The 24,335-nt window shown below is 42.7% G+C and carries 17 protein-coding genes; 2 read left to right on the forward strand and 15 right to left on the reverse strand.

All coding sequences use genetic code 11. The features are described 5' to 3' along the window. Window positions 1–395 precede the first annotated feature (395 nt). From DXA36_RS33585 to DXA36_RS32940, 5 genes are all read right to left on the reverse strand, one after another. Window positions 396–950, reverse strand: a complete 555-nt coding sequence (locus DXA36_RS33585; RefSeq protein WP_243114665.1) for a collagen-like protein — start codon at window positions 948–950, stop codon at window positions 396–398. Further along, window positions 938–1,594 carry a hypothetical protein gene (locus tag DXA36_RS33590; RefSeq protein WP_243114666.1) on the reverse strand — a complete coding sequence of 219 codons (657 nt, stop codon included), beginning with the start codon at window positions 1,592–1,594 and terminating at the stop codon, window positions 938–940. The genes DXA36_RS33585 and DXA36_RS33590 overlap by 13 nt, the downstream gene beginning before the upstream one ends. A 15-nt stretch (window positions 1,595–1,609) precedes the next feature. Continuing rightward, window positions 1,610–1,912, reverse strand: a complete 303-nt coding sequence (locus DXA36_RS14930) for a hypothetical protein (RefSeq protein WP_118680318.1) — start codon at window positions 1,910–1,912, stop codon at window positions 1,610–1,612. A 575-nt stretch (window positions 1,913–2,487) separates the two neighbouring features. Further along, on the reverse strand, window positions 2,488–2,874 hold the full coding sequence (locus DXA36_RS14935) for a rhodanese-like domain-containing protein (RefSeq protein WP_118680319.1): 387 nt from the start codon (window positions 2,872–2,874) through the stop codon (window positions 2,488–2,490). A 54-nt stretch (window positions 2,875–2,928) separates the two neighbouring features. Continuing rightward, window positions 2,929–3,084, reverse strand: coding sequence for a hypothetical protein (locus DXA36_RS32940; protein WP_182479089.1), 156 nt, complete (start codon window positions 3,082–3,084; stop codon window positions 2,929–2,931). A gap of 16 nt (window positions 3,085–3,100) precedes the next feature. Here DXA36_RS32940 and DXA36_RS14940 point away from each other — a divergent pair, with 16 nt between their 5' ends. Beyond that, window positions 3,101–3,328, forward strand: a complete 228-nt coding sequence (locus tag DXA36_RS14940; RefSeq protein WP_243114667.1) for a hypothetical protein — start codon at window positions 3,101–3,103, stop codon at window positions 3,326–3,328. Window positions 3,329–3,855: 527 nt separating this feature from the next. Here DXA36_RS14940 and DXA36_RS14945 read toward each other — a convergent pair. From DXA36_RS14945 to DXA36_RS14985, 9 genes are all read right to left on the reverse strand, one after another. Beyond that, complete coding sequence (locus DXA36_RS14945; protein WP_118680320.1) at window positions 3,856–6,153, reverse strand: beta-galactosidase; 2,298 nt, start codon at window positions 6,151–6,153, stop codon at window positions 3,856–3,858. Between the two features lie 5 nt (window positions 6,154–6,158). Beyond that, window positions 6,159–8,066 (reverse strand): glycoside hydrolase family 2 protein, encoded by a 1,908-nt coding sequence (locus DXA36_RS14950; RefSeq protein ID WP_182479086.1) that lies wholly within the window; start codon window positions 8,064–8,066, stop codon window positions 6,159–6,161. Window positions 8,067–8,109: 43 nt separating this feature from the next. Next, window positions 8,110–11,265, reverse strand: a complete 3,156-nt coding sequence (locus DXA36_RS14955) for a glycoside hydrolase family 2 TIM barrel-domain containing protein (protein ID WP_118680322.1) — start codon at window positions 11,263–11,265, stop codon at window positions 8,110–8,112. A 47-nt stretch (window positions 11,266–11,312) separates the two neighbouring features. After that, the gene (locus DXA36_RS14960) at window positions 11,313–11,957 is read right to left on the reverse strand and encodes an SGNH/GDSL hydrolase family protein (RefSeq protein WP_118680323.1); all 645 of its coding nucleotides are present in this window, start codon (window positions 11,955–11,957) and stop codon (window positions 11,313–11,315) included. A gap of 147 nt (window positions 11,958–12,104) precedes the next feature. Further along, window positions 12,105–13,688: an ABC transporter substrate-binding protein gene (locus DXA36_RS14965; RefSeq protein WP_118680324.1), complete on the reverse strand. Its 1,584-nt coding sequence runs from the start codon at window positions 13,686–13,688 to the stop codon at window positions 12,105–12,107. A 46-nt stretch (window positions 13,689–13,734) separates the two neighbouring features. After that, a complete protein-coding gene (locus DXA36_RS14970) occupies window positions 13,735–14,658 on the reverse strand; it encodes a carbohydrate ABC transporter permease (protein WP_118680325.1) in 924 nt (307 codons plus the stop codon). A 14-nt stretch (window positions 14,659–14,672) separates the two neighbouring features. After that, complete coding sequence (locus DXA36_RS14975; RefSeq protein ID WP_118680326.1) at window positions 14,673–15,605, reverse strand: ABC transporter permease; 933 nt, start codon at window positions 15,603–15,605, stop codon at window positions 14,673–14,675. A 235-nt stretch (window positions 15,606–15,840) separates the two neighbouring features. Then, window positions 15,841–19,119, reverse strand: coding sequence for a DUF5107 domain-containing protein (locus DXA36_RS14980; RefSeq protein ID WP_118680327.1), 3,279 nt, complete (start codon window positions 19,117–19,119; stop codon window positions 15,841–15,843). 213 nt (window positions 19,120–19,332) lie between these two features. Then, complete coding sequence (locus DXA36_RS14985) at window positions 19,333–20,262, reverse strand: AraC family transcriptional regulator (RefSeq protein WP_243114668.1); 930 nt, start codon at window positions 20,260–20,262, stop codon at window positions 19,333–19,335. Window positions 20,263–20,649: 387 nt separating this feature from the next. Between DXA36_RS14985 and DXA36_RS14990 the strand changes: the two genes are divergently transcribed. Further along, window positions 20,650–23,082, forward strand: a complete 2,433-nt coding sequence (locus DXA36_RS14990) for a glycoside hydrolase family 2 protein (RefSeq protein ID WP_118680328.1) — start codon at window positions 20,650–20,652, stop codon at window positions 23,080–23,082. Between the two features lie 259 nt (window positions 23,083–23,341). On the opposite strand, the gene DXA36_RS14995 is transcribed toward DXA36_RS14990, so the two are convergent. Continuing rightward, entirely contained in the window at window positions 23,342–24,259 is a 918-nt protein-coding gene (locus DXA36_RS14995; protein ID WP_118680329.1) for a carbohydrate ABC transporter permease, read from the reverse strand. Between the last annotated feature and the right edge of the window lie 76 nt (window positions 24,260–24,335).

The following is a 24,335-nucleotide window of genomic DNA, read 5'->3' on the forward strand; positions in this document are numbered from 1 at the left end:
GCCGTCCGTTATGACTGCCACCAGCCGTATTAAACCATACGGGCTTAAAAGAAACGCAGTCACAAAAGGAATGGCGCACACCCCCATGAAGCAGACAGCATAGGTTTAACCGACGCTTTCCGATGGTGATGCAACCCTATGAGATAGAACATTAAAATTCGAAAACAAGTGAAAAGAGAAGCCTCATTGTATGAAACCGCTCCGTATTTGCACGGAGCGGTTCCTGCAACTTCTGCATAAAATTAATTTCTCACACCAGTGGTGCGCGTTTCCCCTTGCGATATAAGGAAAGAAAAATAAAACGGTTTAAAACCTGTTGCTATTACCATTGGATTTGGTATTCAAATTTGATACTAATACGATTGGAGCAAATTATTACACAGCCTGTTTTTTTATCAAAATGGTGAAACACGTTCTACCGTGAGCGTAGCGTTCGTAAGCGAGGCCAAGTTCAACGATGCGGTGCCAGTGGAAAGAAACGATAAATCAACTGTGCCGCTCAGGAACTCAATGACACTGCCTTGTAAGATCGTGTTATCTGTTGTGGATAATGTGCTGTACTGTAATGTGGAGTCGATGAAGTTGCCGTTTTGTCGTACTCCCGCAGAAATTGTCTGATTTGGTGTCTCAACCGGAGCTATACGAAGCATATAATTGATTTCGTATTCACCTGAAATAAAAATTTGCAGTTCATTCGGATTTGTCCCAACATCAAAAGAAGGCATAAAATTATTGAGCTGCACCTGTTCAGTCTGGCCGCTGGCGGTGAAAACAAATGTTTGAGCTGCGTTGGAATAAAGACCACCAAATGCATTTCCCATTGTTTTACCATCAATTTCGACCGTCGCTGGATTGTCAAACAAATTAATATTTAAATTGGGGGATATAAAATTTAAATCCTCTCCAAACCTAATAGGTATTGGGCCGCCGTTACCGTTTATAAAAAACAAAACATCACCTGGATTAAAGGAACCCTCCGGTCCCTGTTCTCCTTGCGGCCCGGGTTCCCCCTGTGGTCCGGGTTCGCCCTGTGGTCCGGGTACACCTTGTGACCCAGGTTCGCCTTGCGGCCCAGGTTCGCCCTGTGGTCCGGGTTCGCCTTGCGGACCGGGTACACCTTGTGACCCAGGTTCGCCTTGTGGTCCGGGTTCCCCCTGTGGTCCGGGTTCGCCTTGTGGTCCGGGTTCGCCTTGTGGTCCGGGTACACCTTGTGACCCAGGTTCGCCTTGTGGTCCGGGTTCCCCCTGTGGTCCGGGTTCCCCCTGTGATCCGGGTTCGCCCTGTGGTCCGGGTTCCCCCTGTAGTCCAGGTTCGCCTTGCGGACCGGGTTCCCCCTGTGGTCCAGGTTCGCCCTGTGGTCCGGGTTCGCCTTGTGGCCCAGGTACACCCTGTGGTCCGGGTACACCTTGTGGCCCAGGTACACCCTGTGGTCCAGGTACACCTTGTGGCCCAGGTACACCCTGTGGTCCTTGACAGCACCCACAGTTGCAGCAGTTAAAACAGTTTTTAGGATGATTATCACCATTGCAGTTGTATATATACATATCTGTATCCCCCATTCCTTTATGAATATTAGAAACCTGATGCATATCAAGTATCTAATATGAGTTTATTCTCCAAACTGAAAATAGTTCACCTTTTTTACAGGATTGAGATATTCATTCCAGTTAAAATGTTTGTTACCCAACCGCCAATCATTTCCATATATCACCCATTTTTCACCTTGCCAGTCAACCGTCCGGACATTCTTCAGCCTAGCACATTCCTTTTCCCGGCGCGGGGCAGCGTGTTTCCATTTTGCCAGATCGTTATCATCCTTGCCGCAGAACACAGGCGGCGGACTGTAACTAATCAGTTTCACCCGCAGGCAAAGCTTCGGGACTGCCTGGACTGCCTCATGGATTTTTGTCATACCTGAATGCCCCGCCTTGTCATTATCCAGGCAAAGGCTGATATCCGTCCGGCCTTCGGGGCGCGTCCGGCGTTTCGGTGGCCTTTGTCATGCAATCTCTCCTTTTGATTTTGGCTAAAAAAGGAACTCACCACCATCCTTTACTCTGCTTAAAAAACCTTTTTTATATTAATCTCCTTTATAACAGTGCATAATCCGACTGGATCTTTTTTTACAACAAAGCTGACATCTGTCAGACTCCACTCCCTTTCTCATTTTTATCTGCTTTAAAACGAAAACTGTAATTTATCTACTGTACGTCTATCCGGTTATGTTCTTAATTCTCCAGCTCCGTCCCGTCTGTAACCGCAGTATATGCAATTATCAATTTCTACAATCTCAAAAAGGATGGATGCTTTTATTTCAAACTTCTATTGTGCATAATCATTTTTAATTAAAAGTATTTATCCTTCTTTTAATGGTTTTACAGCCAAAGTTCATGATTTCACATAAAAACACCACCTGAATGTGAAATATCAGGTGGTGTTTTTATATATCCGATTATGTCATTTAACAGTATGTCTTTTGTCAAACAATTATATCTCTACTTTCCAGTCATATACTTTTTCATAGCCCAGATAAATCAGGCTCTGCTTTGCCTGGGCGCACCATTTTCCGGTCCGGCAGTATACAATAACCGGTACTTTTTTATCCTTCAGATAAACGGCTGCCTCTGCATGGATTCCTGTATAGGGAATGTTAATGGCATTTTCCAGATGACCTTCTTCATATTCAAAAGATTCCCTTACATCTACAAGTATGGCTCCCCCGCAAAGCAGCTGCTTTGCCTGGGCATCCGTCAGAAACGCCGTATCCTGCAGTCCTTCAAAATTTATAGCGGTTTCTGCGCAGAGATTATGCTCTGCGCCACAGTTTTCTGCCTCGATTTTATAAACTGCAATACCATGGGGAGGAATTATCATACGATATTCTTGCTGCAGTTCGGTTTCCAGATCTTTATGCGCCCACAGATCTCTTCACGCAATCACCCTGCCGGAAAGACCCAGCTCTTCCGGGGAAACTGTTATCTCCAGTTCATGGCTGCTTCGGTTCAGGAAAGCCGCCGCTTTTTTCCCCGAATGTTCTTTGCCCAGGTTTGTACAGGCCAGAGTCATCGCCGTCGCAGTTGGCAACACAAGTAAGGCCAATTTGAGCAAATGTAAAATACAGGGGAAATACGCAGGCACTGTCACGGATATCCATAAAGGGACTGTCTTTGTCAGGCTTCATATCGGGGTTAATGCTGTTGCACACAGCTGTTATGACAACCGAATGCCTGGGAAAAAGGATGAGGTCAGTTTTGTTGTTACCAGAATCGATGAAGAACGGAATGTGGCAGTCGGACTTATTTCCAGAATAATAAGACAGAATCTTTAACTTATTTGTATACAAGTATTTTTAAGGGTCTAAGTAGTAAACATGAAATGGTCCATTTTTGAATAACTATTTACATCTTTATAGTACACATCCGAATAACAGAAAAATTTACTGCAGTGAAGCCTATAAGATATGTTCTTATGCAGAAGCTAATGACAGAGAGTTCTTTGCAGAGGCATTTCATTTATATTTCACTGACCCACAAATTCTCAAATTATTTTCTCCATGTACTTACAATAGGTTGATGTCTCAATGGCTTTATTTCCTTCTTAATAACGCGCATATTGCACGTTTTTTCAATTATATCCAATAAAATAGAGCCTATATTGGCCCTTATTGATTGATATATTGTGTAGCATGTTTATCCCATAACAAATTGTATACCGAGTAAAAATAACGCCAAAAAACAGTAAACAGCCTTTCTCCACTTTTTCGGCTACAGTTTATCATAATTATTCAAACTATTTTTTTAGTTCCCGTCCAATCCGGGACATATTGGACGGGAACTAAAGAATATCAACTATATTTTACATACATGCCTTATAATCAAGTTCTATTTGGTAAACAGGCACTACTTTCACTTCATGAAGTTTACTGATAAAAGTGTCAACTTCCTCTCTGCGTGCTGCCATTGCAGAATCGACATTAACATTTACCCCTTCTTTAAGTGGCGTAATATAAACCGTAATACAACTGTTTGCCAATTCTTCCGCAAAATCCTTTAAGCCAATCTCCCAGACCGCGCCATTGGAAAAATTATCATTAATCATTCTGCCATTAATAAAGGCATGACCGATATCACCGCTGTACACCAGCTGCAGACGGGCGTCTTTCAAGCTTTGCATAAAATGCTCCGGCAGCTTAATCGTATATCTTCCCTCATTAATCTGTGTTACTTCCGGCGCTATTGCTACCTGGTCAGTCTCAACCAGATAACATCCAAGAACAGGTGAAAATTCATGTCCCTTGATTTTTTTAGCTTTCGCAGACTTTTCAAATATCCCCTCCGCCGGATATGTATACACCGGGTTGGAGGCGCTGACCGTTTCCAGCTGCAGCCCATTTTCATCTTCCAAAAGCGCTTCCTGCGTAAAAATAAGCCTGTCATTACTAATAATATACATCTGATCTGCCATTTCACGGCCAACCACCAAAACATGAACTGTTATATCTTCTTTTGTCACATGGAAACAATCAATCTTCGACGTATCCTTACATTCATAATTGCAATTCATCTCGTCATTTATGACAACGCCGCCCTCAAACTGAAAAGCAGCCTGCATCCCTTCCGGCGCCATAAAAACATATGTCTTTTCCCCATTGGGCTGCAGTACCGTAACCGGCTGGGCCGTTGCAGTTATCAAATCAATACCATCCATATCAAAATGGAACGGCAGAATTGCATTTTCATCACCTGCAATACCAAAGTGAATGGTAATATCTTCATCATCCAATTGAAGCGTGATCTGCTCGTCCCTGCGATCCGGCATCTGCATATGATCCTGAAAATTATTTATGAAAACGAATCCCCGTTTTCCATCGGTTCGTACGGCATACCGTAAAGTCTCCATATCCTGCGGCTCAATTTCTGATGCCCCCTGGGGAAGAAAAGTCCCCAGCGAACACAGCCTGTCCGCAAATGCTCCCGTAAAATAATGAATACTCTTTAACCTTCTGTAGGATTCCCTTACCTGACCAAATTCTCCCAAAGCTGCCTGATAATCATAAGAAATCTTAGGCACCTGTCCTTCATTCATGAATGTCCCATGTCTGCCTAACGGATTGCTGCCTCCCTGGAACATATAATATCCAAGGAAATTACATCCTGATGCAATCTTGATATTCGCCATGGCATCCACACTCTTAAAAGGGTATTGGAAACGGTAATAATAACAGCAGGTCATACCTCCGCCCATCTCACAACAGGCATAAGGCTTTTCCTCGGGCTTATATTGCGGCTTGAAATCATTCGTGCACACGACCTCATTATTATGGAAATCCTGGTATACATATTCTTCTGTAGCAGGATGTTCTCCCTTATGGGAATAAAAAATCCATGGCCGATAAGCATATCCTCCCCACAGCGGCATCATGGAATCGGGCGCCGCAGCTCCTCCCCAGCCTGTGCAGGTATAAAATACCGGTATCAGCCCGCACTCCGCCGCAAGTTCTTTCATACGGAGCATATAGGTATCTCCCTCATCACCGCCAAATACCCACTCATTCGAAATCCCTGTTGTAATTTCCCAGGGTGCGGAAGAATGCATATATTCATTATCGATTTGAACACCGATAATCGGTCCATTGTCCTTAAAAAACAGCCCTGATGCCTCTTCCGCAATACGGGAATAAAGACGTCTGGTATAATACAGAAAACCATCGCTTACTTTTCTTACCTCAAAGGGCTTGCCATACATCCAGTCAGGAATTCCCCCATTTCTTACCTCTCCATGATCAAACGGACCCACCCGCAAAATTACATAAAGATTATGTTTCTGGCATAATTGTATAAATTTACGAAGATTCCTGCAGCCGGTAAAATCAAAAATGCCTTCTTCTTCCTCATGATGAATCCAGAAAACGTAGGTTGCAACTACGTTAATTCCGCCCATCTTCATTTTAATAAGTTCATCTTCCCATCTTGTATCCGACATACGGCTGAAATGAAATTCTCCGCTTACTCCGAAAAAGGGGGTTCCATTTTTCTGCATATAAAAGTTTGTAAATGAAATTTCCTCTCCCAGACTATTCTTCCCTTTAAATTCATTGCCCAACGGATAAATATTTTTCGGTTTTATATTCTGTAACGAAAGCTGACTTTTCATATATTTTACCCTTTCTGTTCCTTATTATATTTGCCTGCAAAATCACCATTTCCCCGGTAAACCATTACACTCTCAGCTTCGGGCGCCTCAAGGAAAGTCTCTTCCCCCGGCCTTAGACAATCAACGGTGTGAACTGTTGTTTCCATGCCTTTTATGTCCGCAAAATGAAATGAATACCCGTAAATTGAATAAGAAGGCAAATCATTTCTGCATATAACGCGGCATCCCTTTTCCTCCCAGAAAATGCAAAAGGGAGCACACTCTCTTTGTACCACCCAATATGACGGCTTGGGATTTCCATAAATATCTGTAGAACCATGAATCCGCCTGCGCAGTTTTCCTTCCCCTTCTTCTCCCATTTGTGTCCGGTAATCATTCAGACAGAAATTAATAACTCCGGCCACTTCCGGATAACTGCGGTATACATCCATTTTTTCCAGGAAAAGGCTGGTTCTTCTCTCATCCCCTCCCGGAAAAGCAGGTTCGCACAATCCGAATTCGGAAATTACAAGCGGTTTTTCAGGAAAGGCATCTGTCATTTTTTGAACCATAACAGAGGCATCGTGATCCGGCATCCACGTTCCTGTATATTCATTTATCATCTTGATATCACCATAGTTCGTTCCGTCTTTTTCTGTGTCTGCATAAAAACTGTTGCTGACATAATTTGCTGTTCTTCTCATATCAAGCTCATGAGTAAAGGAAACTGCATTTTTTATATATTGTCTGGTACCTTCATTTTGACCATCCAGTTCATTTCCAACCCCCCAGGCAATAACAGACGGATGATTTCCATGAGCCTTTACCATCTCTGCCATCTGTTCGCGGAATACCTGCCACTGCTGTAAACCTGCAGCCTGCGGCACACCGCCCCAGTAAGGTATTTCCTCCTGCACAAGCATTCCATGCCTGTCGCACCATTCCAGCACATAATCATCCTGCTGCCAGTGAAATCTTGTAAATACGCAATTGCTCTCTTTTAGACATACCAGCATTTTTTCAAGCTGTTTTGACGGCTCCGCCATGCCATAAGCGGGATCCGATCCCGGCATCCACTCTGTTCCTACAAGTCTTACCTTTTCACCGTTCAAATAAAAGCTGCTTTCCTTTGCCAAAAACTCACGGAATCCAACTATGATTCTTACCTGATCCTCTGTCAGGCCGCCTGATTTAAGGGTCACAATAAGTGTATAAAGCTCAGGCTGATCAAAATGCCAGTATTTTATAAAGGATAATTCTTTCTTCTCCGCTTCGGCATGCCCGTTTACGGCTTCCAGGCTTCCCGACGCCATACAATTTGTCTGATAATCAACTCCCTCAAATAACTGCCATTCCACCTGCAGGTTTTGATCATCGCAGCCATCAATCTCAGCAGAAAATTCCAGTTCTCCTTTTCCCTGCATCTGCCGTATCCCTTTATGTTCAATAACCGGCTTTGCTGTCACCTGAACCGAATCAATATGATGCCTGCCTGTGATAAACAGATGCGCCTCCCTTATCATTCCTCCGTCATTTGCCCAGTCAAAGCTGCGCATATAAGGAAGCATCTGCTCCGAATAGCCGCTGAACACCCTGACTCGTAAGGAATTTTCCGTTTCTTGCTTTATATAATCTGTTAATTCCACCGTAAAAGGAGTGTAGCCCGAATTCATATGCCTGGCAGCTTCCACACCGTTGCAGTAAATCACAGCATCATGATATACGGCGCCGAACCTTACCCAGATTCTTTTTTCCTTCCACTCAGCCGGTGCATATATCATATGCTCATACCATCCGGTTCCCCAAGTATCTTCACTTCCCTCTTCCACATTCCAGGTATGTACGGCGCCTGCCTCTTTTGCATTTAAAAGACAAGACTCATCAGGACCCAGTGCAAATTTCCACTTATTCAGAACAGTATCATTTCTCTTCATAATAATCTCCATTCATAGTAAGTTAACTCTGAACATTCCTCTTTTAAAAATCATACTCATCCGTATCCGTTAATCTCATCTGAACGGCGGCCGTGTATCCTTTTTCCAAATGTATTTCAGGATAGGTATAATTTCCAAGATATCCGTCTCCGCTTTTAACAATTGCGCTTGACCCATTACCCAAATCATAATAAAGCTCCGTGTTCATCGTAAGCTTAATTCCCCGAATAAAATCGGCATCTTCATCCTGTGCCGGGCAGACACGTACGGATACGGAATTACCGTCCGCTTCCACTCTGACTCTTTCTTCCCTGCCTGCAAGAACAGCTGAAGCAAAATAAATATTTTCTCTTGCTGCCAGGAAGTCGTTCGTACCATGATTTCCTGAATCCTGACCGCCATATAACACATAATTCGTTTCATCGAGGCTCCAGGGCCACTCCGGCTTCTGCCGATAGACATCCTTGCCAAATCCCCGGTATCTGTTTGCAATTCCCCCCGGACGTCCGATATGATCTTCGGGATAACCTGAAAATACGGATTCCTTATCCCAGGTAAGGCGGTCAACCGCATCATTTAGGATATAAGACACCCCTGTTTCCAAAATGTATTCTTCAGGTGGATTTTCAATTGTATATGCAGTTGTTATCAATCCTTCTCCATTAATGCAGATCCGGAACCGTACCGATATGGGATCATAACCATATTCAAACTGCCACAGATCCAGATGGCTTCCTCCCGGATAGGTTCCGGTTATTTCAATTATGGCATTTTCCTCTTCCATTCGGTACCCGACGCCGCTGCACTTCCATCCGGAAGCCTTGATTCCAAACACTCCCCGATTATCATTTTGAAATACGGAAGCCTTATAATAGGCTCCATACAAATTCAGATATGGCCCGCTCTCAATCAATTTCTGTCCATGATACATGCCGTCTGTCATCAATCCGGTTTCTTTGGAGATTTTTATGCTGAATTCTTTTCCGGTAACAGAAATATAACCGCTCTCCTCTGAAATCACCGGCTTAACCGATGCTTTTTGGGAATAGGCTTTTCTGCACATTTCTTTTCCCACTAAAAGCTCATAGGAATCTACTTTAAATCCATTTTCTTCAAAAACGGATATGAATAGCTTCTCCCCATCCTTCCAATCTCTGACAGGTAATACAATTGCCCCGCACTGCCCCGGCGCCGTATCTGATCCAAACAATTCACCGCTGTCACTGCCTGCACTCCACTGGAACCGGATGTCTTTCAGATTTGTATTGTTATATCTGTTTTGGACCCGTATGGCCATAGGCATACCAGGCAAAGGTCTGGCTATTCTTTTGTCCGGCAGCTTAACCGGGGAATAGCCTTTTTTGGTAAGCCATAATTCCGGCTTTTCTCTGTCCCATGCATCAATCAAGCCCCATTGCCCAAAAGATGACGCATATACATCACCGTCAGGACGCTGAATGTAATAATCACTCATTGCAAAAATGGCGGAACCTATAACGCCCTCTGCATTGTATAAAGCATCCCACCCTTTCTTAACAGACATTCCCCATGCATTTCTCATACCCGGATCACGGCGCAGTGTATTCAGGTCATGAGTGGCTACATGCGCATATTCATCATAGATTGCCGCATTAGGAATGATCTCATCATATTCCGGATAGTGATAGGAAGCCAGCGTAGTATGGGAATTATCCCATGTTCCGGCAGTCAGACGGGTAGGCTCTTCTTTTTCCAGGTAATCCAGCTCTGCCTGAAAGTTGATTCCCCAGTCGGATTCATTACCATACTCCCATATAATTATGGAAGGATGATTGCGATCCCGTTCGATCATTTCCGTAAACTGATTCATATACCTTGCCGTATAGGCCGGCATATTACTGGTAGGCCGGATTTTTGCATCGTTCTGGCTGTCCCAGGTTCCTCTTTGGAAATTACCTGCTGCGCATTCCTGGACAAATATCCCATATTTATCGCAAAGTTCATATAAATATGCTCTTTCCGGATAAGCGGATGATCGGAAATAGTTAATATTTGCCCATTTTGCAGCCTTTACGATATTTTCCAGCTTTTCTTTACTGAATACTTTTCCCAGAAGAGGATCATGTCCATACAATGCTGCCCCGCGCAGTTTTGTCTTTACACCATTTACATAAAGAGTATTCCCTATACGCTCTGCCTTCCGAAAGCCGACATCCATGGCATAAGTCAGCCTGCTGCCGTCCTTACCGGAAAGTTCAGCCTTTAAACGGTATAAATTGGGGTTTTCAGCATCCCATTTCAGCGGCTTTGCCACCGGTATTTCCAGAATATTTTCTGTTCCGGAAGCCTCCATTTTTAATACAGTATTCTCAGGAAATACATTATTTCCGGCCCGGTCAAGCAGGCTGACGGAAAGGACACTTTCACAGCATTCTCCCGTTCTTTCTGCAATAATCTTAATAACTGCATTCGTATATGCTTCATCAAGACGGGTATCATATATTAATCTGTTCAGATGAATTTCCGGCAAAGCCAAAAGAACCACATCATCAATGATGCCTGCATAACCGGGTACAGGATCCATTCCCGGAGCGGACGGCCAGTCAATCAACGCGTCATGGCGGTGCATACACATTACTGTCAGCCATGCATCCTCCCCCGGGGTTACCGCCGCTGTTATATCACATTCAAAAGAGGTAAAGGATCCTTCATGATCCCGTATAAATTGTCCGTTAACCCATACTTTCGCGTACTCATATACCATGCCGAATTTCAAAATAACAGTCCTGTTATTCCATTCTGCCGGAATACTAAGCTTTCTTTTATATACATATTCATAATCCCGTTTTATATCGTATCCCAATGCCATGAGTTCAGCAGGAACCTGTACCTCGTCCCACCCATCCGGATTTGTTTCATTCAGCCAGTAATTATCTCCCGGTGTTTCACAAAACTTCCACCCATCGGATAAAATACAGCAAAAGCCGTCCATGCCGCTGTCCTTTTCAGGCATCGGTGTCCAGACAGGTCTGGGCCAGTCCGCGCCCCTGGATTTTGTCCTTACCGACGGATCCCTGGGACGGGCGCTGTCGGGTTCTTTTTCGGATATTTTAATTCGACCCGTAAAGGATACGTTAACAGGCGGTTGTGCATAGTCCGATGCCGGAAGAGTAAACTGTGAGGGGTTATTCCAGATAGTTCCCTGTGCTTTATTATCCATATATTTCTCCTTATTGAATTTAATTTTTCCTGCAGACTACAACTAAATTACATATTCCTTAAAAATTGTTCATATCTGGATGAAACAAACTCCATCCCCGCTTCATTTAAATGCGTGGCATCCCCAAATGTCAAAGCATCCATATCGGCTTTGCTCAACCAATCTATACCTCCGTTTTTGCTATTATCAAAAACGGGTATATTATATTTATTGCAAATTGTGATGATTGCATTTACATATTCAGGCGCCGCCTTTGAAGCAGGTGTATCATACCCCGGGGTATAGGGTGTAATGAAACCAATTTTTTTGTCAGGATACTTTATGCGCAAACCGCTGCAGAGAACATTCAGAGCTCCTTTAAGCATTGTCTGATCCGTACTGTTATTCTCTCCAATCGGAATAAAATTGTGAATATCGTTTGTACCCGCATATACCAAAATATAGTCCGCATCATCATCCATATCCGTATATCTGGCAACAACGCTGTCTTCTTTTTTACATTGACCGTCATAAACATCACGATAAGCCAGCGATGTGCCATTCATACCATAATTTTTATGTTTCATCCCATTTCTGGCTGCAATCTTTGAAAGCCATGTCTGATTATAGGCATCTGAGAGCGTAAACCCCTGTACCATACTGTCCCCGATAGCAACCAACTTTTTTCCATATAAAATATTAAATTGTTCCATATTAATATATCCCTACTTAAAATTATGTACCGACGGATTTTGAGCCGTACAGGGGAGCCAGCATATCCATGTACGGCCTTATTTTAAGAAAAGGGACGCTGAAGCCATCAGCATCCCTTTTCTTGTTTTCCTGCCAGGAATACCTTGTTATTGCGCCTGATTTTCCGCCAGATATGCATCAATTTGAAGCTGAAGTTCATCGGCAATATCCTGTATGCCCGCGCTGTCCATTGCTGCCTTGAATTCAGCAATTGACTGATCTACATCCTGTACAAGACCATTCATAAGCGGTCCGTAATAGGTTCCGCAAGCTGCTTCTACGGCAGCACATTGTGTAGTAACATTTGCCGTATCAAAACTGAACCCATCCAGCGGATGCTCAGGTTTTACATTTGCATCAAAGTTCTCTATTAAGGCATCATAAGTATCGTCCAGCTCCGTACGGTTTTCCACATATTCTTTTCTTCTGATAGTCTGGTTTGTCCAGCCCCAGTTGCAGTTATTATCCGTAGGATAACCTGTTGCATCAAGAATTTTATACTGATCATCGCCTACAGCTTCCCAATGCTTTCCTTCAATTCCCAGAGTTGTGAGATCCTGCAGCTTAGGATTTGTATATAATTCGTTTATTACCATCATGGCTCTTTCTTTATGATTGCTGTTAATATTGATCGCCATGCCTCCATTGATATAAGGATTAAGAATTTTTCCAACACTTGCATTGGGATCTACCATAGTTACTTTCCATTCGGGATGTTCTGCATTCGCCTGCTTTCCATATAACAGGCAAGATCCCAGATTCCATACCATGCTCGCTGTTGTGCCGTTAAGAAGTCCTGTCTGTCTTTCATCCGTGGAATTTAATATATCAGAAGACCAGCTGCCGGCATCAGCCATTTCTTTTACATCTTTACAGTATTGCGTAAACTTGTCCCAATCAAGCACATAATTAATATTGGTATCAGACGGATCCTGAGTATGATATAAGAAAAATTCTCCTCCCTTGGGCGTTCCGTTAATCACATGCATGCCTTCTCCCTGGAAAAACTGCCACCAGGCGATACCCTGGCTGCCATACATACCATCTGCCGCACAGGCCAGATTAAATGCCTTATACTCGTCCCAATTGGAAACCGAAGTAATACCGTATTTCTCCAAAAGATCTCCGCGGATTGCCAGCGTATTACTTACATAATCCTTATTAAGATAAGGGACCATATAAGCTTCACCCTTAATCTTCGCCTGATTCCAGGCAACTTCAGGCAATACCTCCCATACGCCCGGCGCATAGGTTTTAATGAATTCCTCTGACAGGGGATAGAAACCGCCCATTCCTGCTGTCTGCTCATAGTGAGCCCAGCTCGATGCCGTAAAAATCAGATCAAAGGGTTCCCCCGAGGAAAACAGCAATGAATATTTGGTTTCATGTTCGCTCCAGGACAGAAAATCCACACTTATTGAACAGTTGAGCTTTTCTTCCAGAATCTTATTAACCTCGCCATATACTTCGTCAAAATCTGCGCTTCTGTCACCAATCAGATACATCTTCAAATCTACATGTTCGGAAGTATCCGCAACAACACCTTCTGCACCCCCTGTTTCATTAATACTTTCCGTGTTACCTGCGCTTTGGCTTTCCGTACTTCCTGAACCGCCGCACCCTGCAATAAGCCCGACCGTCATCATTGTTCCCAGCAGCAGTGCCAAAGCTTTTTTTAAATTTTTTTTCATAGTAATCTCCTTTATTAATATTTTATTTATATATATATATATATACCTAACCCTTAACCGCTCCAATTGTAATTCCCTGGACGAAGTATTTCTGAACCATGGGGAACGCCAGTATAATCGGTCCCGTAACGACTACGGTCAACGCCATTTTCAATGTCTGTGTCGGCAGGGACATAGCGCTCACTACCGAACTGCTGACTGAATTATTAGAAATCAGTTTCTTATAGGACTCAATATTATTTACCTGCTGATATAAGAAATACTGCAGAGGATATTTGTCTTTTGCTTTAATATAAAGCATTGCATTATACCAGTCATTCCAATAAGCAAGTGCGATAAAAAGACCAACGGTTGCCAATGCCGGTTTTATCAAAGGCATTATAACCTGAAAAAGTGTCCGTATTTCACCGCAGCCATCAATTCTGGCCGCATCAACCAGTGAATCAGGAATTGCGGATATATAGCTTTTCATAATCAGGAGATTATACACTGAAAATATAAGCGGAAGCAAAAGTGCAAAATAATTATCCTGCAGATTCAAAGTACGCGTATATAATATGTAAGTTGGAACAAGTCCCCCTGAAAACAGAGTAGTAAAATAGAAAAAGAAGGAAAAACCGTTTCTCCACTCAAAATCTTTGCGGGACAGCACATACGCGGTCATTGTCTGAACCACTAATCCTACAGTTGTTCCCACAACTGTAAGCATAATCGTTGTCGCATAAGCGCGAAAAACAACCATTGGCTCCTTAAATACCGTTTTATAAGCATCAAGAGAAAAATCCTGCGGTACCAAAGAAAATCCGTTTGCGGTAATTGCTGTTTCCGAAGAAAAAGATGCCGCCAGAATCATGACAAAAGGTATCAGACATATAAGAGCAATAAGTCCTGAGAAGGTATATGCAATGATATTTAGTATAACCACGTCTTTTCCTTTTTTCACATTTCCTATATGAGTATTCCGATCCATATTCTCTCCTCTCATTAAAACAGCGCATAGTCTTTGTCATATTTTCCGACCATTTTATTAACAATTGTTACTGTAATGAAACAAAGCACTGACTGGAACAGACCAATTGCCGCCGACATACCAAAGTCATTGCTTGAAATCAACGCCCGCATCGCCAGTGTATCTATGACATCTGTATAGTTATACAGGAGACCATTGCTTCCAACCAGGTTATAGAACATGTCAAAGTTCCCTCTGAAAATACTGCCCACACTCATTAACAGTAAGATGACCATTGTCGGCATAATCATGGGAATCGTCACCTTGAAAATACGCTGAAATACATTCGCACCATCAATCTCTGCCGCCTCATAAATGGAAGTGTCAATTCCCATAATTGCCGCCAGATACATAACCGACCCGTACCCGACTCCTTTCCACACATTAAAGAAAAGCAGGATAAATGGCCATGCTTTGGGAGTTGTGTAAAATGCGATCTTTTTTCCGCCCAATGCGGTAATCAGCCTGTTTAAAAAACCATAATCTGAACTGAAAATATTAAATGCCATAACTCCAACGATAACCCAGGAAATAAAGTATGGCAGGAACATCATGGACTGACTGAGCTTTCGGAATTTTTTACCACGGATTTCTGTTAAAAACACGGCTACAGCTACCTGGGTAAAAGTTCCTACCGCAATAAATACAATGTTATACAATACCGTATTGCGCGTTACCAAACCGGCCTGTCCTGATTTGAAAAAAAACTTGAAGTTCTCCAGCCCATTCCACGGACTGCCCCAGATCCCTCCGGCATAGTTGTATTTTTTAAATGCCATCACTATACCCGTCATTGGGTAATAAGCAAATATCAATGTATATAGCACAGCAGGAGCCAGCATGAGCAGATATATCCGATACTTGTACAATTTTTTTTGAAATACTTTAAACCCATTCTTTTTGTTCATTTACAATCCCCCTCTTTTTGAAAAAAATATCCATTTTTTCATTCTCCTGATTGTTTAAATCACTTACTATGTTGAGTTTTGTCATGTTTGTTTTGTTCTTTATTTATATTATAAACAAATTCACCATTGCATAAAATATCCCAAACTATTTATTAATGGATTATATTCCACTATAGTTATAATTTAGTAAGCCTAAAAAACGGCTGCGCACAATACCGTACGCAGCCTTAATGTGTTATATATTTCCGTTCAGTCTGCCATAGACCCTACACATCATGTGACTTGGCTCTAATTGAACCGCTTTATCCAAATACTCTTTTGCTTTTTCATAATTTCTCAGTCCGATATTTCCCAAAGCAATAAGGTAGTAACAATGTACACGATTCCTTAAAGTATAGTCATCTTCAAAAATCAGGAAATCAGGCAGCGATACGGCAAAATATTCTATTTTTACGTTATCTTCCAGATGTCTTTCCCCAAAGTCAATCAACCTGTAAAATCTGGATTTTGCCTGTGACATTTTTCCAAGCTTCCTGTAAGCCAGCCCCTGGTAAAGGATCATATCTGCAGGCTGGTCATTATAATACATCGCCCCTGCCGGTTCATCGGTTCCTGTTGTAGCCTGCTCGAAGCATTTCTGAGCTTCCTCTTTTTTGCCCTGTGCTTCCAATGCCAGTCCAAGATTGTAATATATATGGTTATCCTTTGTCCCTTCCAGCTTACCTTCTCCTAAGTTTTCGGGATATACCAACGCCTGTCTCAACAGGCTTTCTGCATTCTCAAACCGTTCTTCGACCAGGGCTTTTCCGGCCATTTGCAGAAGCGCTAATGTATACTGCGTTGTTATCTTTCCTTCACCGCCTTCCCATGGATGAAAACGGTGTCCCATGATACATTTATACGCCTCTTCATAGTTTCCTGTCATATTTACTAATGTAATATATTCTATATACAGATCGTCTCTTCCTGTTATCAATTCCTTGTGCTTCTCATAATTGTCCAGCCGTTCTTCGAAACTCATAGCCAGCTTTTTATAAAGCTGATCCAGTTCCAGGAAAATTCTCACATCCTTTGTATTCAGGGAAAAAGCTTTTTCCATTTCCTGTTTCGCCAACGCAGGATTTCCTGCCTTATTATAATATGCCAGAGCCAGATTCCTATGTGCCGTAGGGAAATCAGACGCCTTCCGGGCTGTTATTTTCCAAAGCTCCACTGCCTTTTCCCACTGCTGCTTATCATAAAACAAGTTACCCAGATAATACGCAGCCATTATTCCAAAGCCGCTTTCCACAGCAAAATTCAGGACAGCGATATCCTCCAGCTTGTTTGGGAAACAGTAATCCGGACAGCACGCTTCCGCTTCCTTCAATACCACTTCCACATTTTCATTTAACATATTTTTATAATAAGCTTCATAGTACTTGAGCATCGGATATTCTGAACTGCATTTTTGCAGAACCTCCACTGCCTCCTGATATGCACCGAACTCAGCATAATCCCTGGCCGTCATAAGATAATTTTCTCTGAATCCACGCATTTTTTTATTAAGAGTATCCTGTAAATCTTTATTATTGTTATTTAGAATAATAATTTCATTACCTGAAACAAAATCAAAGGGATCAAATTCCATATTCGCCCTGGCACAAATGCATGCTTCCTCTGTTCTTGATAGGTTGCGTAAAAGGTATACCTTCAAGCCTCTGGCTTTCACATTATGGGCATTTTTAACAAGAGCCTTATCAATATGCTCCAGAGCCTTTTCCCATCTTTTTTCCCTGGCATCAATGGCCGCCAGATAGTAAAATGACATTTCCTGTTGTTCATTGCTCCATGCAGCCTTAAAGAAAGCATCATAGCTCTCGTCAAAACGTCTTTGATAAAATAACACCACTCCCAGCAGATAATAGCTTTCACTGTTATAAGGATTCGGGTTTCTCTCAATTAACCGTTCCAAAGCCTTTCTGAAACAGCTTTCTGCCTTTTCAAATAATCCCCTTCTCATCAACAGCATGCCATATGCATTATTAATCCGGATATCACCGGGATCTCTTTTTAATCCTTCCAGATAATATGGATCAGGTAAATAGGTGGCATGCCTGTACTGTTCAATATGCTGCCCCGTCAGGTAAAGCTCCTCGTTCGTCATAATAGCTTCCGGTTCTTTCGCTGCCTTGGCCGGTTCAGGGATACTTGGGATTTCCTCCGGCTCCGGCTGATACTCTACCAGACATTTTCCATCAGCATAAACAGCCAGGTGAAGCTCCTCTTCCTTTACATTCGGTATATCAATACTCTTTTTATAAATATCCACAGGGGACAGTAAAACTGTTTCATCCAGAAGCTTTTCGTCATTTACGGTTAACAGTATGTTTGCATTCTCATAAACGCAGGTCGCATATACTGCCACATTTGCGGTTTTTCCTTCATATGACAGATTTACCGCAGCCTCAGTTGTTGCGTTTTTCACCTGTCCCACAGCTTTATACGGCATAAAATACTGCTTAAAGATCTTTTCTTCGAAAGGCTTCAGCCAGGTAAAATCGGGTTGATTGTCCGTGTATACACCTGTCATCAGCTCAACATACGGGCCGTCTTCATCCGTAAGATTTCTGTCCCATGCCTTTCCAAAATCACCGCAGCCCCAGGTCCACTGCTTTTTCCCCGGAGAAATATGATGATCTGCCACATGTAAGATCCCTGCATCCCTGCCATAATCAAATCCGCCGACAAAATCGTACTTGGATTTCTCCGCCATATAAGAAGTCGGAACCGGAATATTTTTATAGCGTGAAATATCAACGCCGTCACTGTAATCTTTTTTGTAATATACACCTGTCGCAATCGGGAATCTTGAAACATCCCTTTTTCCATGATCCATGACGGCATGGACATCAGGAGGGAAGATTGACTGAGTATTGTCATTCACCGGAATTGCCGGATTTGCCCACCATAAAAAGGTCTGCGGAACATTTGTCCTGTTATAAAGCTGGCCTGTGATTTCTATGTATGCTTTCCCCGGATACAAAGTTATCTTTGCAATCCCTTTCGTACCATACATTTGATCCACATCATGAACCAGTACGGATTTACTGCCGTCATCATTCTCAGCTATTACATAATCCACAGGCAAAAACGTTGTCGGCCTGTGATGCTGGGGCCAGTTAAACTCTATCCCACCGGAGATCCATGGACCGGTCAGCCCTACAAGTGCAGGCTTTATTACATGATTATAATAAACAAAATCATAATCGTTGGTTTTGTCATAAGCCCTCTGTATTCTTCCCCCGAGTTCTGGAAGAATCATTACTTTCAGATATTCATTTTCCAGATAAACAGCAGTATATTCCTTGTCTGTCTTCTCATCACTGATCTTCTCAACTGTGGGATATGGATAAACTTTTCCGCTGCTTCCCTGATACACTCTCTTATCCAGGAAAATAGGATTTTTTTCAGCTTCTCCTATCTCATAGGTTGGAATTTTTGTTTTTTCTACCCATACATAAGTTTCGTTCATTTTTACCTCCTGATTTTAGTTTATTTTTATCAATACAGACACCTATTGATTTCATTTCTACAATCAGTATAAGTAATCTGACTTCAAACGAAAATACCACATCCAATCATTTAATGGATTATATTCTTCTTTTTTAATTTTATCGTACCACCTCATCCGCGTTAGCGAATTTTAATAAAAAAGCCGATGGAGTTAACCATCAGCTTATAGTACTTATTCCTTATAATGATAATAATCGCCATACTTATATTCCTTGGGGGATATCCCGACTACTTTTTTGAATATCCTTGAGAAATAGTATTGATCTTTGTATCCCAGGCGCTGTGCCACCTCGTATATATAAAAATCCGTCACCTTCAGCAATTTACAGGCTTCCCTCATTTTTAAACTGATATAAAAATCCATTGGGGCATGCTGTGTATGTTTTTTGAAAATAGCATTCAGATAACTCTTTGATAAATCAAAATCTTCAACAAGCTGTTCCAGAGTAAGATTCTCATTCAAATGCGACTGCATATACCGGATTACATTCGTAACATGTTTATTTTGTTCGATTGAAGCATTGCGTTTTTCCCGATCATAAGTTTCAGCCAGAATAAGAGCAAGCACCTGGGAAATATAAATAAAGTTTCCAAGCGTGAAGCTGCCTTCCAAAACCCGGAACAGGAGTTCAAAAAGAAACAGCATTCGGTTTGTTGCGTGTATCGATGTAAACTTCACTATTTTACAATCTTCAACTGGATAATATTTTATATCCTCACCCTTAAGATGTACCCATAAAATACTCCAGGGATCATCGTCACAAGCATAATAACAATGACTGCGGAACCGGGGAATGCAAAAAGCCTCATCTGTCTTCAGTACATATTTCCTGCCTTCTACATAAATGATTCCTTTGCCTTCGGTACAGTATATAAAAATATACTCTTCTATTCCTTCCCTTCTTTCTCTATAATGGTGAGCCGCCTTGGGGAAAAAACCAACATCAGTCAAATACAGCCGCTTAACCAATGGATGCTTTACATAATCGGAAAAGGTCTCTGTGGGAAGCACCACCATTTTCTCCCCTTTAAACCCATCCCTTTTCTTATCTTCTCTCCGTTCCTGCTCTAATGCTTCAATCAACTCTTCTTCCGTCTGCATACTCTCACATTCTTTCCTATATAAACATTCACTGATATAATGATTTTACAATGAATAACTATATGGAACAAGTAAATTTGCAGATTTTTTGGCTCATTTATGTCCTTTATTCTTCCATGTCAATAGCATTCCTGTAAATTCCGGGAAAGGAATCCGCAATCCATTGGCAAGAATTTTTGACCGATTAACAGGGTCCACATATTGAAATTCAGGCCGGTCTGGGAAAGCATAATATAGACGCGTACCAATGGCTCTCCACACTACCTGGGAATGGCTGAAATGATATGGTAAGTATAGCTTTTTTGCTATTGTTTATAGAATAATTGTCCTTGCCAAATCCCTCTGATTTTCCTATCATTAAGGTAAATAAGAAGGGGGGACAGAAACATGGAAACTTATTTAAAGCAACAGCAGCGTCACGAATTTTTTGGTTTTGACTGGTCTTTTTACTTCGGGGATTTACGCATCATTGATGCGGAGAAGAACAGCCAGGTTTTCCGTCCGGTCACATTACCGCATGACTGGCTTATGGATTACGAGGCATCCGGCCCGGATCCCAAAAGCGGCGCTATGAACTGGAAATATGGGATTGGTATATACCGTAAGGAATTTATCCTGGACAGATCCAACGAAGGGCGCATTATCCGGCTTTTGTTTGACGGGGTATATCAGGATGCCTCCGTATACTTAAACGGCAGGGAACTCGGACATAATTTTTATGGTTACATTCCTTTTGAGTTCAATATTACACAGGCGGTTCGATTCGGAGAGCCTAATGTCCTGATTGTACGTGTGGATAATTCCCGTCAGCCCAATACCAGATGGTATTCAGGAAGCGGAATAACCAGAGATGTCTGGCTCTCTTCTCTTGCCCCTGTACATGTAGCTACGAACGGCACTTATATTGTAACAGATTCTCTTGATAACGGGACTGCACGACTGACAGTTACAACAGAACTGGAAAATGACTCGGCTGCTGACTGCGAAATTATTGCAACCAACCGTATATATGGGCCGGACGGACTTCTAGTCGCTTCACTCCCTGAACACATTGGTCTTGGGGCCTCAGGATGTGTTCTGCTTAAACAGACTCTGGCTTTGAAAAATGCCGCCCTTTGGAGCCCGGAGCATCCCCATATGCACCGCATGGTAACGGAAATCACAAAGAATGGCCAGATAACCGACCGTTACGAAACCCCGTTCGGAATCCGAACCATATATTTTGATGCGGACAGAGGGTTTCTTATTAACGGCGGACATGTAAAAATCCACGGAATGGCCATTCATAATGATGCCGGACAGCTGGGGGCTGCCGTTCCAGTCAAGGTCTGGAAGAGACGTTTTGAAAAACTGAAGGATATGGGCTGCAACGCTGTCCGTACCGCGCATAATCCGGCAGATCCCCTGATTATGGATTTGATGGATACTATGGGACTTCTCTGTATGGACGAATTTTTTGATGAATGGACGATCTGCAAGTGGAGCAAGTCCAGAGGTAACAAAGAAGTGCCTCCTCATGGTTATGCCGAATATTTTCATGAACTTCATGAAAAGGATATGGAAACCATTATCCGCCGTGATCGTAATCATCCCTGCGTCATCCTGTGGAGCGCCGGTAACGAATGCGAAGAGGTTCATACGGTGGATGGCTGGGAAGTCATGAAGGAGATGCGGGATATCATACACAGGCTGGATCCTACAAGGCCGGTCACAGAAGGAACCAACATGCTGGCGCATAACAGCAAGTATACTTATGAAAAATTTATGGATTATCAGGATGTGCGCGGCTTTAACTGGGTAAATATCTGGAACGATCGTGCGGAGCTTTTCTACGAACCAGATAAAATCCGCCATCCGGACTGTCCTATGGTTATCACGGAATGCGGAGGAATCACCGGAAGTCGGGGCAATTATCCGCTTCCCAAACGGCGTTCCGGCAATGAGGGACCTTTTCGCGGCGTTCCCTATTATTCCTGGCCTGTTGCTGCGAGCAAACACATGCGTTTTATTGAAACAAGAGATTATATCAGCGGCGTATTTTACTGGACAGGCGTGGATTATATGGGGGAAGCCTCCTATCCATACCGTTCCGGTGAGAATAACCCCGTAGATTTGGCAGGATTTATAAGAGACAGCTGGTATTTCTACCGTTCCATGTGGCTACGTGACGAACCTACGGTTCATCTGCTTCCCCATTGGAATATGGATGTAGAGAAAGGGACGATTATCCCCGTCATCTGCTACACCTCCTGCCCTTCTGCCAGTCTTTTCCTTAACGGAAAAAGCTATGGTGAAAAAGCCTGTCTCTATCCCGCAGATGGTATCGATGAATGGCCGAATTTCGACCTGACCAAACCCTTTGCCAATACGGATGACCTTTTCTTAACTTGGGACGTCCCTTATGAACCGGGAGAGCTTGTTGTGATCGGGTACGATCGCCAAGGGCAGGAATTAACCCGCCATACAGTCTCAACCTTTGGAGAGGCGGAAAGACTTCGGCTGTTAGCCGACAGCGAATGCATCGCCGCCGACGGAAGGGATATTGCCCATATTGAAATTTCCCTTGAAGATGCTGACGGAAACCTGGTAATGACTGCCTCAAACAAGCTCACTGTTACCGTAAACGGTCCGGGTCATCTGCTCATCCTTGAAAACGGGAATAGCCTCGATCATACTCCGGGACGCTGCGGGACAAGAAACGCGCATTATGGAAAGCTTCTTGCCATTGTCCAGGCTGATCGGAATGAAGCCGGAACCATCCATGTGGAGGTAAGCGGGGAAGGCTTTGCCTCGCAGACGGTAGATATCAAAACGGTATAAAGTTATTTGATTTAAAAGTATATCATTAATCAAACTATGCAAAGAAAGCCTTACAGCCTGTGTATAAGATTGTTCTTACTGAAGCAGTTTGACAACAAGGAACTGCCATGAAATATACAATCCAATTAGAAGGGGCCTGCCAAAAGATACGGCAGGCCCTAAGTGCTGTTATTTTAAAAATGCAGTTCACCCATGACAGGAATAATTCTTTTTCCATTCAAAAGCAGGCTTTTCCATTGGACATCCTCCCTTTCTTCACCTAACCCTTCACGGCCCCAATAGTCATACCCTTCACAAAATAGCGCTGCACGAAAGGATATAACAGAACGATAGGTCCGGTTGCTATGACTGTCATTGCCATCTTCATACTCTCAAGAGGAATCGTTGTGATTGGGATTCCTGATTTCTCAGCCACTATTTTCATGGCTTCCGCGCTTCCCAGCATCCTCTGCAGATAGTACTGCAGGGTAAACATGTTATCGTTTGTAACATACAGCATACAGTTATACCATTCATTCCAATAACTCAATGCCGAGAACAGAGAAAGTGTCGCTATCAGCGGTTTGGAAAGCGGTACGATGAGTCTGATATAGATGGTAAAATCATTGGCACCGTCAATCTTTGCCGATTCTGAAATAGAAGCCGGGATTCCGGCCATAAAGGACTTAGCAATAATCATATTCCACACGGAAAACAGTAATGGCAGTACCAGTGCATGATAATTATTCTTAAAATTCAGGTAGCGCAGGCAAAGCATATATGTAGGAACCAATCCACCATTGAACAGTGTCGTAAAGAAAAAGAAAAAGGCAAACTTGTTTCTTACCGGGAAATCCTGTCTGGAAAGTACATAACCGGTCATCGTGGAAATCAGCACGGATAAAAAAGTTCCAACTACCGTAATCCCAATTGTGGTGCCATAGGCTTTCAAAATCTGTTCTGGATTTTTAATACACAGTGCATAGCTTTCCAGGCTAAATTCACCAGTGGGAAACAAGGGATATCCATTCCTTATCAGGGAGGTCTCCGGAGTAAATGAAGCTACAATAATCAGATAAAACGGTATCACACAGGCAAGGGCAAAAATTCCGATAAGAAGATACGAAACAATATTAATGCATATAACATCGGCACCCGGATGTCTTTTGTCTGCGGCTTTAATAGAATTATTTTTCATAATTATTCCTCCTTAATACAGGGGGTAGTGTCAAGTCTGACACCCCGTTTTTTATTAAAAACCTTGTATTTCCAAG

The organism is Eisenbergiella sp. OF01-20, assembly GCF_003478085.1.
Taxonomy (GTDB): Bacteria; Bacillota; Clostridia; order Lachnospirales; family Lachnospiraceae; genus Eisenbergiella.

Bases quoted from the DNA above. Each gene is read 5' to 3' on its own strand.
- DXA36_RS14930 (WP_118680318.1), bottom strand. From the start codon at position 1,912: ATGACAAAAATCCATGAGGCAGTCCAGGCAGTCCCGAAGCTTTGCCTG.
- DXA36_RS14935 (WP_118680319.1), bottom strand. From the start codon at position 2,874: ATGATAATTCCTCCCCATGGTATTGCAGTTTATAAAATCGAGGCAGAA.
- DXA36_RS14945 (WP_118680320.1), bottom strand. From the start codon at position 6,153: ATGAAAAGTCAGCTTTCGTTACAGAATATAAAACCGAAAAATATTTAT.
- DXA36_RS14950 (WP_182479086.1), bottom strand. From the start codon at position 8,066: ATGAAGAGAAATGATACTGTTCTGAATAAGTGGAAATTTGCACTGGGT.
- DXA36_RS14955 (WP_118680322.1), bottom strand. From the start codon at position 11,265: ATGGATAATAAAGCACAGGGAACTATCTGGAATAACCCCTCACAGTTT.
- DXA36_RS14960 (WP_118680323.1), bottom strand. From the start codon at position 11,957: ATGGAACAATTTAATATTTTATATGGAAAAAAGTTGGTTGCTATCGGG.
- DXA36_RS14965 (WP_118680324.1), bottom strand. From the start codon at position 13,688: ATGAAAAAAAATTTAAAAAAAGCTTTGGCACTGCTGCTGGGAACAATG.
- DXA36_RS14970 (WP_118680325.1), bottom strand. From the start codon at position 14,658: ATGGATCGGAATACTCATATAGGAAATGTGAAAAAAGGAAAAGACGTG.
- DXA36_RS14975 (WP_118680326.1), bottom strand. From the start codon at position 15,605: ATGAACAAAAAGAATGGGTTTAAAGTATTTCAAAAAAAATTGTACAAG.
- DXA36_RS14980 (WP_118680327.1), bottom strand. From the start codon at position 19,119: ATGAACGAAACTTATGTATGGGTAGAAAAAACAAAAATTCCAACCTAT.
- DXA36_RS14985 (WP_243114668.1), bottom strand. From the start codon at position 20,262: ATGCAGACGGAAGAAGAGTTGATTGAAGCATTAGAGCAGGAACGGAGA.
- DXA36_RS14990 (WP_118680328.1), top strand. From the start codon at position 20,650: ATGGAAACTTATTTAAAGCAACAGCAGCGTCACGAATTTTTTGGTTTT.
- DXA36_RS14995 (WP_118680329.1), bottom strand. From the start codon at position 24,259: ATGAAAAATAATTCTATTAAAGCCGCAGACAAAAGACATCCGGGTGCC.